We start from the raw sequence: 13,838 nt of genomic DNA, 5'->3' as shown, positions 1-13,838 counted from the left end.
CGGGGGTACGCGTCTCAGCCAAGCTTGGCCCGGAAGAGTTCCAGGGTGCGGGCCCAGGCGCTGGCGGCGGCGCGCTGGTCGAACGCCTCCGGCCGGTCGTCGTTGAAGAAGGCGTGCGAGGTGCCCGGGTAGTCGTAGAGGTGGCAGTCACCGCCGGCCTCCTCGATGGCCCGCCGAGCGGTCTGTACGCCCTCGTTGGCCGAGGTGCCGTCCTCTTCGGAGCAGTGGATGACGGCTGCCTTGCCGGCGTAGTCGGCCCAGTCGGGGCGCATCGACTCCCACGGCAGCACGGGATAGAAACCGGCGGTGGCGACGATCCGCTCGGAGATGGTGGCCGACCAGAGGGCCAGGCTGCCACCGGCGCAGAAGCCCACGGCACCGACCTTACCGGTGACCTCGGGCCGCCCGGCGAGATAGTCGGCAGCGCCGGCGATGTCCTTCGCCGCCTCGTCCATCCGCATGGCCAGCAGGAGCCGCTGCGCCTCGTCCGGCTCGCTTGTCGTCTCACCGTGGTAGAAGTCCGGGGCGAGGGCGACGAAACCGGCCTCGGCGAACCGGTCCGCCACCGACCGGATGTGCGGGACAAGGCCCCACCACTCCTGGATGACGATGACGGCGGGGCTGGCCATGCCGCTGGCGGGTATCGCGAGATACCCCTCGCTCGTGCCCCCGTTGCTGCGGTAGCTCACCATTTCGCCCATGGGCCGTCCTCCTAGCGGTCAGTCATCGTTGGCTGGTCGCCCAGTGGTCCTACGTGCCGGTAGCCTGCCACGCCACGCGGCCGTCGGGAAGACGCCGGAACAGTGGCATTCACCTCCTGTTCGCCCACCGGTGACTCCGGGTACGCCGACGGCGGCGGGGTTGCCCCCGCCGCCGTCGATGCCGATCTACCGCTCCGGTCAGACCTTCTTGGTCAGGCAGAGCACGTAGCCCGTCTTGCCCGGCTCGATGCTGGAGAAGATGTACCCCTCCTCGCCCTCCTTGAAGAACTGGGTGCAGGTGGTGTCGGCCTTGGCCTGAGCCTCGCTCTGGCCGTCCACCCGACCGACCACGTTGTACGCGGCGTCGGTGGAGGTGCACTCGACGACCTTGGCGCCGTCGACCTCCTCCTGCTCGCTGCCGGTGACCTCGGGCAGCTCGGCGATGCAGTCGCCGGTCTTGGCGTCCGCGGTCTCGTCCTTGTTGAAGTAGTTGCCGATCGCCGAGGCGACGCCGAACTTCAGGCCGGCGATGACGACGACGGCGAGGATTGCACCGACGATGCCCAGGGCCTTCTTTCCACCGGACTTCTCCGCCTTCGGCTCGGCCGGCGACGGCGTCTCGGCGGCCGGCTGCGTCTCGGCCGGGGGCTGCGGCTCGGCCGGCGACGGCGTCTCGGCGGCCGGCTGCTGCTCGGCCGACGGCTGCTGCGGCTGCGCGGGAGGCTGCGGCGCTGCCGCTTGCGGCGTCTCGACGGCCGGCTCAGGGGTTGCGGCGTCGGGCGCGGGGGGCGGTGCGACCTGCTCTGGCACGGGGGTTCCTTCCGAGGGGTTGATGAGCAGACGACACCGTAACGATCATTGATTTCCGGTGCCGTCCCGCTCGCCTCGTCCGTTCAGCTATTTCCCAGCTTCACCCGCATGATCCAGTTCACACCGTGATTCAGCCGGTCGGGGTGGGAGTTGGCGTTTCGCTCGGCGGCGCGCCGGTGGCCGTACCGGTCGGCAGCGGCGTGCCGCTCGGGTCGGGTGCGCCGGTCGGGTCGGGTGCGCCGGTCGGGTCGGGTGCGCCGGTCGGGTCGGGTGCGCCGGTCGGTTCCGGCGTGCTGGTCGGCGACGCGGGCACAAGGGGTGCGCCCGGTGCGCGGGGCACGAAGGGCGCCTGCTCCGGGCAGTACGGGTACGCCCGCAGCATCGGCCTGCCATAGGCGTCTTCCGAGCAGTCCGGGTAGCCGAGCCGGATCGGATTCCCGTCCTGGTCGAAGAGCCGGGCGTTCTCCACCAGGCGGCCCTCGCTGTCGTAGACGAAGACGTCCCGGACCCGGTCGTACTGGCTGTCGACCGAGGTCTGGTCGTAGCCGTAGTCGCCGTAGCGCATCCGGTCCTCGGCCTGCATCAGAGCGGCGAACGCGAAGATCACAAGCACCACGCTGCCGACCTGCACCGCCGAGCGCGGCCAGCGGGTCAACCGCCCGGAGCGGCGGCCGATCCAGATGGAGGCGAGCACGAAGCCGACCAGCATGATCATGCCGGCCAGCAGCTCACCACCGAACCTCGGCAGCAACCCGAAGCTGCCGCCGGTGCTGATCACCGTGACCAGCATCGCCGCCAGGTAGCCCCGGAGCACCCACCAGCCGGGGCGCAGCAACTGAAGGAAGTCGCTGGCCGTCGCGTACCCCAGGGGTGGGCCGAGACGAACGTCCATGGCGCGCAGCCGGCCACGGACCCGGGCCATCGCGCTCGCCACCCGCTGGTCGAGGTTGCGCCCGCCGCCCGGCGCGGCGCCGGCCGCGGCGCGCAGCTCGGCGGCGTACGTCTCGGGCTCACCCAACCGCTCGACCAGGGTGCCCTCGGACTCGGCGGCGACCTCGGTGAGGTGGTCGGCCAGATCCTCGATCAGCTCGTCGCGCTGCCCGGGCGGCAGGTCGGCCAGAGCGGCCCGGACCCGCGCCACGTAGTCGGTGATCTCCTGCTCCGCGACGGTCATGCCGCCATCCCCCGATCGTCGAGCAGACTGTCCATTGTGGTGGCGAACGAGCGCCAGAGCTTGCCGGAGCGGGTCAGCTGGTCACGTCCCGCGGCGTTGAGTGAGTAGTACTTACGGTGCGGCCCGGATTCGCTCGGCACGACGTAGGTGGTAAGCAGGCCGGCGGCGAAGAGGCGGCGCAGCGTCCCGTAGACCGAGGCGTCACCGACCTCCTCCAGGCCGGCCTCGCGCAGCCGGCGCAGGATGTCGTAACCGTAACCGTCCTCCTCTCGGAGCACGGCCAGGACGGCCAGATCGAGCACGCCCTTCAGCAACTGTGTGGTGTCCACGCATTGCACACTAGTGCGTAATGCGCAGTAGCGTCAACGAACACGCCGCAACAGGCCGGGCGGGCGCGGGGCGCGGGGCGCGGGACGGACACCACTTGATCGTGCTCGATCCAGGATGTAGTGGCCTCGGCGCTGGACGATGCCACTATTGCCATGATCGAGCACGATCTAGGCGTGCGGCAGGGTTAGCGCGTGGCTGGCTGGATGCTCCAGGCGATGCCGTCGAGGATGTCGTGCTCCGACGCGACCACCGACGGCATCCCGGCCCGTTCCATGATCACGCGAAGCACCAGCGCGCCCGCGCCGATCACGTCGGCCCGGCCCGGGTGCATCACCGGGTTCGCCAACCGCTGCGCACGGGTCTGACCCAGCAGCTCCGCGGTCACCCGGGCGACCTCCTCGTACGACACCCGGGCGTGGTGGATGCGCTCCGGGTCGTACTCCCGCAGGCCCCGCGCGAGGGCGACCACGGTGGTGACCGACCCGGCGAGGCCGACCAGGGTGGCCGCCTCGCGACCGGGCACCGCGGCGAGCGCCCGGTCCACGACTGCCGCGATGTCGGCCTGTGCTGCGGCGACCTGCTCGGGCGAAGGCGGGTCGCCGGGCAGATGCCGCTCGGTCATCCGGACGCAGCCGATGTCCACCGAGATCGCCGCGCGCACCCCGGCGGCCCGGTCGCCGACCACGAACTCGGTGGAACCACCACCGATGTCGACGACCAGGAACGGCTCCTCCGCGTCGGCGGGCAGCCCGCGCACCGCGCCGGTGAACGACAGTCGGGCCTCCTCGTCGCCGCTGACCACCTCCGGCGCGACACCGAGGGTGGCCTGCACCATCTCGGTGAAGTCGGCGGCGTTCGCGGCGTCCCGGGAGGCCGAGGTGGCGCACATCCGCACCTGCTGCGCACCCAGCTTCTCGATGTCGGCGGCGTACGACGCCAACGCCACCCGGGTCCGTTCGATCGCCTCCGGCGCCAGTCGGCCGGTGCGGTCCACGCCCTGACCCAGCCGGACGATCTCCATCCGCCGGGTCAGGTCGACAAGCGGCGCCTGCGGCCCGGCCGAGGCGTCGGGCAGGTCAGCGACCAGCAGTCGGATCGAGTTGGTCCCGCAGTCGATGGCCGCCACACGCGTCGTCACGGCAGCAACCTTACGGCAGGCCGGGCGGCCGCCCGGCGGCTTGGCGGGCCGTGGGCCACTACTCGCAGGAGTCGACCGACGGACCCCGCAACAGCCCCGCCCCGAGCGCGGTCAGGTGATGTCGGACGGCTCCGCCCTCCCGCTCGCTGGCCACCAGACCGGCCGTCCGCAACGCGCGGGCGTGCTCCGAGGCCGAGGAGAGACTGATCCCGACCGCCCGGGACAGCACTGTGGTGGTCAACCCGCCGTCCGCCGCCAGTCGGCGCAGCACCACCGCCCGGGTGACGCCGAGCAGCCGACCGAGGGAGTCGTCGTCAGCGGAGGCCCCGCTCGCGGACATGACCACCGGATAGACGAGCAGGATCGGGTAACCCTGCTCGACAAGCACCCGGGGGCGTGGCCCGGCCAACGGGGAGGGCAGCAGGATGAGCCCGTGCCCGGTGCCGTGGAGATCGCCGTCCCACCACGTCCGCACCTCCAGCACCGGCTCCCGCCACCGGATCCCCGGGTGCAGACCCGCGAAGAGGGTGGAAAGGCCGTGCTGCGCCAGCCGCTGGCTGGCAGACGTCACCTGCTGACGGTACGCGGACGCCAGCTCGGCCCAGTGCGGTTCGAGCACCGCGCCGAACCAGGTCCGCACGGCCCCGCCGAACAGGTCCAGCACCTCCGGGTCGGCCGCCGCGAACCGCCGCCGCAGCGGGCTGGTCGGGGTGTCCGCGTACGCCATGGTGACCTCGGCGCGGACCCTCCGCGCCGGGGTGGCCCGAATCGCCTCCAGACCGGCCTCCACCGACTCGAGGCCGGCGAAGGGAGTGACGAAGTCCGGCAGACGCCCCCGGTCGGGCAGCAGGTGCCGCAGGATCGCGGTGGCAGCCTGGGCGGCAGCCGCGCCCTCGGCCGCCGCCGCCCGCTCGGCCAGTTTCGGCGCCATCGCCGCGACAGTGGGATCGCGCAGCCACTGACCGGCCAGCAGCGCGATCCCGACCGGGTGGAGCCGATCGGCGAACCGCACCCGGCACAGGTCGGCCGACCCGAGCTGGAGGCGAAGCATGGCAACAGCCTGCCTGCCTTCGCCCAGGACCGAAAGGGTTGATCCGGGGCCGGATGATCTCCAGTGTGGACCTCGGGGTCGACGGGGGGTGACCGGCGTGCGGCGATCGGTGGCAGTGTTGACGGGGCTCTGCCTCATCGTCGTGGCCGCGGCTTGTGGCGAGCGGGGGCAGCCCTCGTCGGCCCCGCCAGCCACACCGTCCGCGTCGAGCGAACGACCGGCGGCCGGCGACCACCGGCTCACCCTGAAGCACAACGGGCTGGACCGTGAATACCTGCTGCACGCGCCACCGGGGTACGACCCGGCCAGGCCCTCCGCGCTTGTCATCGCGCTGCACTTCTACCCCGGCACCGGATCCTCGATGTCGGAGTTGGCGGGCCTGGACGCCAAGGCCGACAAGGACAAGGCGCTGGTCGCCTACCCCGATGGGCAGGGCGGTGGGTTCAACGCGCTGATCTGCTGCGGCAGCGCGGACGACGTGGGCTTCCTCAAGGCCCTCACCGACCATCTGGTGCAGACCTGGCACGCGGACCCGAACCGGGTGTTCCTCACCGGAATCTCGAACGGCGGCGACATGAGCTTCCGGGCGGCGGTGGAGAGCACTGGCACGTTCGCCGCGATCGGGGTGGTCAGCGGTGGTTACAGCGGGAAGTTGACCACCGCCGACAGTTACGTGCCGAAGAGCCCGGTGTCCGTGATCACCTTCATCGGCGGTCAGGACCGGTACGCCTCGACCTTCCAGACCGGCATGCGGACCTGGCAGCAGCGGCTCCGCTGCCGGCCGAGCCCGAAGGCGTCCGGGGTGCCGGGTGTGACGCACACGGTGGCGGGCTGCGCGGACGGCAGCGAGGTCAGCGTCTACACGCTCGACAACATGGGCCACAGTTGGCCGGGCGCGACAGCGGGCCAACTCGCCGCATCCTCCGCCGGGCTGTCCGCCACCGACCTGATGTGGGAGTTCTTCGCCGCCCACCCCCGCAAGACCTGATCAGAGGCGCAGCAGCATCCGGGTGTTGCCCAGCGTGTTCGGCTTGACCCGCTCCAGGTCCAGGAACTCCGCGACACCCTCGTCGTACGAGCGCAGCAGTTGCTCGTAGACCGGCTGCGGCACCGGAGCGCCGTCGATCTCGCGGAAGCCGAACGAGCCGAAGAACCGGGTCTCGAAGGTGAGCACGAAGATCCGCGCCACGCCCAACTCCCGGGCCGCGTCGATCAGCTCGCCGACCAGCCGGTGACCGATCCGCCGGCCCCGGCAGGACGGGTCAACGGCCACCGTGCGGATCTCGGCCAGGTCCTCCCACATGACGTGCAGCGCGCCGCAGCCCACCACGACGTCGTCCTCGGCCCGGACCGCGACCCGGAACTCCTGCACGTCCTCGAAGAGGGTGACGGTGGCCTTGCTCAGCAGCCGCCGGTCGTCGGTGTAGGTGTCGACGAGTCGCCGGATGCCCCGCACGTCGCCGGTGCGGGCCCGCCGGACGAGGATCTGACTCTCGGGTGCCTCCGACCCGGTCTGGGCGCTCATTCGCCCACCGGCACGTCCACGCACGGCCCCGCCGACCACCAGGGCTCGACCAGCTCCAACGTCTCGTCGCCGAACGGGTTCACCCCGGGGCCGGCGCCCAGCGCGTGCCCCAGGTGCACGTGCAGGCACTTGACCCGGCCCGGCATTCCGCCGGCCGAGATGCCGGCGATCTCCGACACCTCGCCGATCGCCTCCCGGCGGGCCAGATAGTCCTCGTGCGCGGCACGGTAGTGGGCCGCCAACTCCGGGTCCGTCGTCAGCCGGTCCGCCATCTCCTTCATCAGCCCCGCCGACTCCAGCCGGCTGCACGCCGCGGTGGCCCGGGGGCAGGTCAGGTAGTAGAGCGTCGGGAACGGGGTGCCGTCGGCGAGGCGGGGGGTCGTCTCGACCACGTCCGGGAGGCCGCACGGGCAACGATGGGCGACCGCCCGGGTGCCCCGGGGCGTCCGGCCGAGCTGCGCGGCCACCGCCGCCAGGTCGGCCTCGGTGGCCGGCTCGCGCTGTGGCAGGGGAACGGAATCCGCCGCCGGCTCCGACGGTGGTACGACAGTCACTGTGCCCATCTCTCCTGGTGCGCTGGTCGGTGGCTCACTTGCCCGGTTGCTGGCTGTCCGCCGCCTGCACGCTCGACCAGAGCGTGTCGTACCAGGTCACCGGCCCGGGCGGGGTGGCCGAACCGGCCGACTTCCCGGCGTCCCGGGCGGCGCCCTCCGGGTCGTGCAGCACCACCATCATCTTCTCGCCCGGCCGGCCCATGAAGAACCGTTCCCGAGCCTGCGTCTCGATGAACGCCTTGTCCTGCCACTTCGCGGCCCTCTCGGCGAGCTTCGCGATCTCCCGCTCCTGCACCGCCTGGGCCGCCTCCATCCGCTCGATGTTGGCCTGCTGGTCCAGGTAGACCCGGACCGGATAGGTGTAGGCCAGAGCGAGCGCGATCAGGACCGCGAACAGCACGGTGGCCCGACCGGTGAAGCGACGGGGGTGGGGTGCGACGAGCCGCTTCACGGCACCACCGGCGGCGGTACGCCGTGCGGCGGCCGGACGATTCGCGGAGCGCACGCCTTCGGCACCCCGGGCAGCACCCGGCGCGCGACCGGCGGCGCGCGGCTCGGCGCGTACGCCGGCCTCCCGGACCGATCCCCGCGTGGCACGCCCGCCGCCCGGCCGACCGGACTGACCCGGCCGGCGGGCGGGACGCTGACCACCCGGTGTGCGGCGCTGCTGCATCGTCACACCCCTCCCCCGAGGCTTCGTGCGTCTTAGGCCGAACGGTAGCGCGGGAACGCGCCAGCGCCGGCGTAGCGCGCCGCGTCGGCCAGCTCCTCCTCGATCCGGAGCAGCTGGTTGTACTTGGCGACACGGTCCGAGCGGGCCGGTGCGCCGGTCTTGATCTGGCCGCAGCCGGTGGCCACCGCCAGGTCGGCGATGGTGGTGTCCTCGGTCTCGCCGGAGCGGTGGCTCATCATGCACTTGAAGCCCGCCCGGTGGGCCAGGTCCACCGCGTCCAGGGTCTCGGTCAGCGAGCCGATCTGGTTGACCTTGACGAGAACCGCGTTCGCCGCCTTCTCCGCGATGCCGCGGGCGATGCGCTGCGGGTTGGTCACGAACAGGTCGTCACCGACGATCTGCACCCGGTCGCCGATCGAGGCGGTGAGCGTCTGCCAACCGCTCCAGTCGTCCTCCGCCAGCGGGTCCTCGATCGACACGATCGGGTACTCGTCGGCCAGCTTCGTGTAGTAGGTGCTCATCTCCTCGGCGGACTTCGCGGCACCCTCGAACGTGTAGGTGCCGTTGTCGAAGAACTCCGTGGCCGCCACGTCGAGCGCGAACACGATGTCGGTGCCGAGCCGGTAACCGGCCTTCTCGACCGCCTCGGCGATCAGGTCCAGGGCCGCCGCGTTGGTCGGCAGGTTCGGCGCGAAGCCACCCTCGTCGCCGAGCCCGGTGGACAGGCCCTTCTTCTTCAGCACCGACTTCAGCGCGTGGTAGACCTCCGCGCCCGAGCGCAGCGCCTCGCGGAACGTGGGCGCGCCGATCGGCGCGACCATGAACTCCTGGATGTCGACGTTCGAGTCGGCGTGCGCGCCACCGTTGAGGATGTTCATCATCGGCACGGGCAGGAGGTGCGCGTTCGGGCCGCCCAGGTAGCGGAACAGGCTCAGCTCGGCGCTGCCGGCAGCGGCCTTCGCCACCGCCAGGGAGACCCCCAGGATGGCGTTCGCGCCCAGCTCCGACTTGCTGTCGGTGCCGTCGATGTCGAGCATCTTCTGGTCGATCAGCCGCTGCTCGCTGGCCTCGTACCCGATGATCTGGTCGACGATCTTGTCTTCGACGTTGGAGACCGCCTTCTCCACGCCCTTGCCCTGGTAGCGGTCGGCGTCACCGTCGCGCAGCTCGATCGCCTCGAAGGCGCCGGTGGAGGCGCCGGAGGGCACGGCGGCGCGGGCTACCGTGCCGTCGTCCAGACCGACCTCGACCTCGACCGTCGGGTTGCCCCGCGAGTCGAGAATCTCCCGGGCGACGATTCCCTCGATGGTTGCCACTAAGTCGCTCCTCGTTGTTGTGATCCGGTCCGTGGGTGGGCCGCGACGGTGCGGCTGAGGCAGGTGTTGAACGCAGCGTATCGGGCGGCGCGAACGGGCACGGCGTCGCCCGCGCACCCGAGTCGCCCCGCGCTGACGGACATTCCCGGATTTCCGGGCGTCAACCGGCAACGGGTTTGCGCTGCGCGGACCAGATCCACCAGGCTGGTCGCCATGCCCGCCGCCTCGACCACCCTCCGCATGTTCGCCGTGTCGGTCATCGCGTCGCTCACGGTCACTGGCTGTCAGACATTCGAGAACGCCGGAGTCGCCATGGGCCGCTCGGAACTCGTCAACGATCTCGCCGCCCGGCTCGATCGGGCACTGGAGTTGACCTACTCGGCCGACTACCAACTGCCCGGCGGTCAGAGCGCCGCGATCGTGCAGGCACAGGACCCGGCGCGATCCACCTACACCTACCCGGGCGGGCAACTCACCGTCACCCCGGAGGCCATCACCCGGTGCACGACGACCGGCGCCCGCCCGGAGTGCACGCTGATCGCCCCGCCCACCCCGGGCAGCAAGCCCACCGTGACGCTCTTCGGCGAGGCCAACCAGCAGGGCCTCGTCACGCCGCCGGTGGTGGTCGGGCTGCTCACCGCCGCCGCGCTCGACCCACAGGCGGTCATCAAGCAGAGTGACACCACAGTCGCCGGGCACCACGCCGCCTGCGTGGCGGTGGAGAGATCATCCGGCGACTTCACCGCCTGCGTGACCACCGAAGGCGTGCTCGGAAGCTTCACCGGCCCGGTCGACGGCAAGCCGGTGGAGCTGGCACTGAGCGACTACTCCACCACCGTCGACGAGGGGGCGTTCGACCCGCCCGCCGGCGCGGGCGTCGTCGACCGCCGCCCCGGCGGCTCGTGACCGACCCGCCGACCCAGCCCACATCCGTCGCACCGCCCGCCGGGCCCGCGCCCGGAGCGCCGCCCGCCGGGTTCGCGCCGGCCGCGCCGCCCGCCGGGTTCCTGCCGGGGGCCGATGCGAGCCGGCCTCCGGCCCCGGCGACCTGGCCCTGCCGGTGGTCGGCGCGAAGCTGCTGACCAGCGTCGACGGCCAACCCCTCCGTGTCGCCGAGCTGCCCGCCGGCACCGACTGGGTGCCGCTGGGCACGCTCGACGACGTGCCCGCGGGGGGCGCCGACCTGACCACCACCGACGGCCTCCCCGGCCGGGCACGCGGCTGGGCGTCACTCGCCGCCGAGGTGCCGGAGCCGCACGCCACGCTCGCCGGCCGGGCGTTGGCGGTGCTGACCTGGCGGCGTACCCACAGGTGGTGCGGCGCCTGCCGAGCGGAGCTGACCGACCGGCCCGGCGAGACCGCCCGCCGCTGCCCCGACTGCGGCCTGTACGTGCCGATGCAGCTCTCCGCCGCCGTGCTGGTGGCGATCACCCGGCCCGGCCCTCCCGGGCACGCTGACGAGCTGCTGCTGGTCCGGCACGCCACCGGGCCGACCGAGCTGTGGGCGCTGGTGGCCGGCTTCGTCGAGGCCGGCGAGACACTGGAGGCGGCCGTGCACCGGGAGGTCGGCGAGGAGGTCGGGCTGCCCGTCGACCGGCTGGCCTACTTCGGCAGCCAACCGTGGGCGATCTCCGGCCCGGGCGTACTGCTCGCCGGCTTCACCGCCCGTGCCGTCGACCCGCAGGCCGAACCGGTGGTCGACGGTCGGGAGCTGACCAAGGCTCAGTGGTTCGGCCTGGATGCGCTGCCGGCGCAACTGCCGCCCGCGTACTCCATCTCGCGCTGGCTCATCGACGCGACGGTGACCGCCGCGCGGCGCTGAACCCGCGCGGCCCGGCTTTCCTCCTCAGAGACCGAGCAGGGTGCGCAGGTGACGCGGGGGCGGGCAGTCGTGGGCGAGCATCGCGTCGTGCCAGTCGCGGACCGACACCCCGTCCGGGCGGGCGGCGGCGATCTCGGCCACCTCGCTGTACCCGACGAAGTAGGTGGAGAGCTGGGTGGAGGTTAGCTGCGCGCGCCGCCACTTGCCGGCCGCCTCGCCCTCCTCCTGGAAGCCGCGCCCGGTCATCAGGGCCATCGCCTCGGCCTCGGGCAGGTTCTCGGCGTGCACCAACTGGTCGAGCAGCGCGTTGATGGTCATCCGTAGCTGCATCTTGAGCTGCTGCAACCGCACCGGCAGACCACCGAAGCCGAGCCCCGTCATCACCTCCTCCGCGTAGACCGCCCAGCCCTCGATGAACGGGCCGGACTCGGCCAGCGCGCGGACCCGCGTGCCACCGACGTAGCGGCGGGCGTGGGCGAGTTGGAGGAAGTGCCCCGGCATCGCCTCGTGCACCGTCAGATTGCGAATCATGTGGTCGTTGTATTCGCGGTAGAACGACTCGACCCGCTGCGCCGGCCAGTCCGACGGGGTGGGCGCGATGCAGTAGAAGGTCGGCACGACGGCGGTCTCCAGCGGGCCGGGCGCGTCGCAGTACGCCACCGCGACCCCCCTGGCGAACTCCGGCATCTCCTGGATCACGCACCGGTCGTCGACCAGGGTGACCAGGTCGTGTGCGCGGACGAAGTCGGTCGCCTCGTCCAGGGTCACCCCGGCCAGCTCGACGATCGTGGCGTCGTTCGGGTGCTCGGCGGCGAGCAGGTCCAGCGCCCGGCGTACGGTCGCGTCGTCGGCCGGGCCGCCGACCAGCTCGACGGCCGCCTCGCGGATCTCCGCCGTGACCCGGTCCAGGTTGGCCCAGGCGCGACGCTGGATCTCGGCGGCGCCCAGCTCGGTGTCGAGGGTGTGCCAGAGTCGGGCCTCCCAGCGGCGTCGGCCCAGTCGCGGGTCACGGCCGGGGCCGGCGTCGGCGGCCAGGCCGACGCGCAACCAGGCCACGAACTCGTCAAGCGCGGCGATCGCGGCGGTGGCAGCCGGTTCGACCCGGTCGAGGTGGCTCGGCGCCTGGGCGAGCAACGCCGGCAGCTCGTCGCGGATCAGCGCGGCCGTGCCGGTGAACTGCCCGACCGCCGTCTCCGCGTGGATCCGCGGCATGTCCCGCAGCGTCGCGCGGGCGGTGGCGAGGGCGTCCGGTACGGCGGCGAGCCGGCCGGCCAGTTGGGTCAGCCGCACCTCCGCGGGGGCGTACGGGCGGACCAGCAGCGGGTGCAGCAGCGGGCCGGGATTGTGCCGCAGCGGATCCCACTCGTGCGACCGGATCTCGGTCAGCTCGAACAGCTCCCGATCCACGAATGAGGTGAGCAGGGCGTGGTCGACCTGTTCGTCGACGTCGAGCGAGTCCGGGTCCAGTTCGGACAGCGCGTTGGCCGCGTCGGCGAGCATCGCCCGGTCGGCGGTCAACCCGTCGGCGGACAGATCCGGCAGCCGGTCGTCGAACCGGTGGTCACCCGCCGCGGTGGCAACCCCCGGCCGCGACTCCAGTAGAGCCTCGACGACCCGCTCAGCCAGCACCCCAAACGCTTCCACCCGCCCACCCTACCGACCACCGTGCGCCCCGCCGCCGGTTCCACCCACTCCGTCGATCATGAAGTTGTTGCGATCCGCCCCGGCGTGTCGGGGCAACAACTTCATGATCAACGCGGGCTGGCGGGTGGGGGTGGGGGTTCGGCGGCGCGGATGGTCTCGGCGTGGGACAGGGTGGCGCGGCGGAGGGCTGCTTCGGGGTCGAGGCCCGCCTCACGGGCTGCCGCGACCCTCGCCAGCAGGTCGACGCCCAGCCGTGCCTCGGCGTCCGCCTGGGTGTCCGCTGGTGGGGGTGGGACGTCGATGCCTCGGCGGGCGGCGCGGTCCAGGATCTGCGCCGCGAGGGCCAGCGCGGGCTGGCTCAAAGCCACCCCGTCCAGCACCGAGTGCCGGGCCTTCTCCGCCCGCTTGATCCGCTCCCAGTTCTCGGTGATCTCCTCCAGGGTGCCCGCCTCGGCACCGGCGAAGACGTGCGGATTGCGGCGGATCATCTTGTCGACCAGGCCACCGGCCACGTCGTCGATGCTCCACCGCTCATCCTCGGGCAACTCCTCGGCGAGCCGCGCGTGCAGCACCACCTGCAACAACACGTCGCCCAACTCCTCGCGCAGCGCGTCGGTGTCGTCGGCGCTGATCGCGTCGTACGCCTCGTAGCTCTCCTCCAGCAGGTAACCGGCGAGGCTGCGGTGCGTCTGCGCCCGCTTCCACGGGTCCCCACCTGGAGAGGCCAGCCGATCCAGCACGGCCACCGCGTCAAGCAGCCGGGCACCCGGCGGGTCCCACGAGCCGTACATCAACTCCATCTCGGCCAACCCCGGCTGCCGGGCCAGCCGCAGACCCAACTCCCGGGCCAGCGCCTCGTCACCCGCCGGGCCGGCCAACCACACCACAGTGCCGTGCGTCGCCACCGCGTCCAGCAACGGCTGCGTCGCCGGGCCGTCCACCACCGTGACCTCGGCGCCCGCCTGGCGCACGGCCGTGACCAACTCGCCGTCCGCGCCGGTCAGCACCGGGTGCTGGCGTACGACATCCCAGGCCGCGGAGGTCAACAGGCCGGCCGGCAACCGGGGTGAGGTGACCAGGAGGACGATCCGTGCGGTCAT

General features: G+C 72.3%; 15 protein-coding genes. 3 read left to right on the top strand and 12 right to left on the bottom strand.

Annotated elements, in window-relative coordinates:
- Positions 1-14: 14 nt before the first annotated feature.
- The 6 genes from ACQP0U_RS04535 to ACQP0U_RS04510 all read right to left on the bottom strand — a co-directional run bounded on the left by ACQP0U_RS04535 (position 15) and on the right by ACQP0U_RS04510 (position 5,204).
- Positions 15-701, bottom strand: coding sequence for a dienelactone hydrolase family protein (locus tag ACQP0U_RS04535; RefSeq protein ID WP_433316030.1), 687 nt, complete (start codon positions 699-701; stop codon positions 15-17).
- Between the two features lie 198 nt (positions 702-899).
- On the bottom strand, positions 900-1,511 hold the full coding sequence (locus tag ACQP0U_RS04530; RefSeq protein ID WP_433316028.1) for an LppU/SCO3897 family protein: 612 nt from the start codon (positions 1,509-1,511) through the stop codon (positions 900-902).
- 130 nt (positions 1,512-1,641) lie between these two features.
- Positions 1,642-2,685, bottom strand: a complete 1,044-nt coding sequence (locus ACQP0U_RS04525) for an HAAS signaling domain-containing protein (protein WP_433316026.1) — start codon at positions 2,683-2,685, stop codon at positions 1,642-1,644.
- A complete protein-coding gene (locus ACQP0U_RS04520; protein ID WP_074316865.1) occupies positions 2,682-3,014 on the bottom strand; it encodes a PadR family transcriptional regulator in 333 nt (110 codons plus the stop codon). The genes ACQP0U_RS04525 and ACQP0U_RS04520 overlap by 4 nt, the downstream gene beginning before the upstream one ends.
- Before the next feature lie 185 nt (positions 3,015-3,199).
- Complete coding sequence (locus ACQP0U_RS04515) at positions 3,200-4,141, bottom strand: exopolyphosphatase (protein ID WP_433320617.1); 942 nt, start codon at positions 4,139-4,141, stop codon at positions 3,200-3,202.
- A 70-nt stretch (positions 4,142-4,211) separates the two neighbouring features.
- On the bottom strand, positions 4,212-5,204 hold the full coding sequence (locus tag ACQP0U_RS04510) for an ArsR/SmtB family transcription factor (RefSeq protein ID WP_433316023.1): 993 nt from the start codon (positions 5,202-5,204) through the stop codon (positions 4,212-4,214).
- A gap of 97 nt (positions 5,205-5,301) precedes the next feature.
- Between ACQP0U_RS04510 and ACQP0U_RS04505 the strand changes: the two genes are divergently transcribed.
- Positions 5,302-6,192: an alpha/beta hydrolase family esterase gene (locus ACQP0U_RS04505; RefSeq protein WP_433316021.1), complete on the top strand. Its 891-nt coding sequence runs from the start codon at positions 5,302-5,304 to the stop codon at positions 6,190-6,192.
- On the opposite strand, the gene ACQP0U_RS04500 is transcribed toward ACQP0U_RS04505, so the two are convergent.
- From ACQP0U_RS04500 to eno, 4 genes are read right to left on the bottom strand one after another with little or no spacing between them, the layout of a single operon-like run.
- Positions 6,193-6,729 (bottom strand): amino-acid N-acetyltransferase, encoded by a 537-nt coding sequence (locus ACQP0U_RS04500; protein WP_355419015.1) that lies wholly within the window; start codon positions 6,727-6,729, stop codon positions 6,193-6,195.
- Positions 6,726-7,283 carry a DUF501 domain-containing protein gene (locus ACQP0U_RS04495; RefSeq protein ID WP_433316020.1) on the bottom strand — a complete coding sequence of 186 codons (558 nt, stop codon included), beginning with the start codon at positions 7,281-7,283 and terminating at the stop codon, positions 6,726-6,728. The genes ACQP0U_RS04500 and ACQP0U_RS04495 overlap by 4 nt, the downstream gene beginning before the upstream one ends.
- Before the next feature lie 34 nt (positions 7,284-7,317).
- Entirely contained in the window at positions 7,318-7,956 is a 639-nt protein-coding gene (locus tag ACQP0U_RS04490; protein ID WP_433320614.1) for an FtsB family cell division protein, read from the bottom strand.
- Between the two features lie 32 nt (positions 7,957-7,988).
- Positions 7,989-9,272, bottom strand: a complete 1,284-nt coding sequence (gene eno / locus ACQP0U_RS04485) for a phosphopyruvate hydratase (RefSeq protein ID WP_433316018.1) — start codon at positions 9,270-9,272, stop codon at positions 7,989-7,991.
- A gap of 213 nt (positions 9,273-9,485) precedes the next feature.
- On the opposite strand from eno, the gene ACQP0U_RS04480 reads away from it, so the two are divergent.
- Complete coding sequence (locus ACQP0U_RS04480; protein WP_433316016.1) at positions 9,486-10,178, top strand: hypothetical protein; 693 nt, start codon at positions 9,486-9,488, stop codon at positions 10,176-10,178.
- Positions 10,179-10,332: 154 nt separating this feature from the next.
- Positions 10,333-11,094 carry an NAD(+) diphosphatase gene (locus ACQP0U_RS04475; protein ID WP_433316015.1) on the top strand — a complete coding sequence of 254 codons (762 nt, stop codon included), beginning with the start codon at positions 10,333-10,335 and terminating at the stop codon, positions 11,092-11,094.
- Between the two features lie 24 nt (positions 11,095-11,118).
- Here ACQP0U_RS04475 and ACQP0U_RS04470 read toward each other — a convergent pair whose 3' ends face one another.
- Both ACQP0U_RS04470 and ACQP0U_RS04465 read right to left on the bottom strand, forming a co-directional pair.
- On the bottom strand, positions 11,119-12,738 hold the full coding sequence (locus ACQP0U_RS04470; RefSeq protein ID WP_433316013.1) for a DUF885 domain-containing protein: 1,620 nt from the start codon (positions 12,736-12,738) through the stop codon (positions 11,119-11,121).
- A 107-nt stretch (positions 12,739-12,845) separates the two neighbouring features.
- Entirely contained in the window at positions 12,846-13,838 is a 993-nt protein-coding gene (locus ACQP0U_RS04465; protein WP_433316011.1) for a nucleoside triphosphate pyrophosphohydrolase, read from the bottom strand.

Source organism: Micromonospora sp. CA-269861, assembly GCF_050948505.1.
Taxonomy (GTDB): Bacteria; Actinomycetota; Actinomycetes; order Mycobacteriales; family Micromonosporaceae; genus Micromonospora.
The sequence above is the reverse complement of the archived record's forward strand: the minus strand, read 5'-3'. Positions and strand labels throughout refer to the sequence as shown.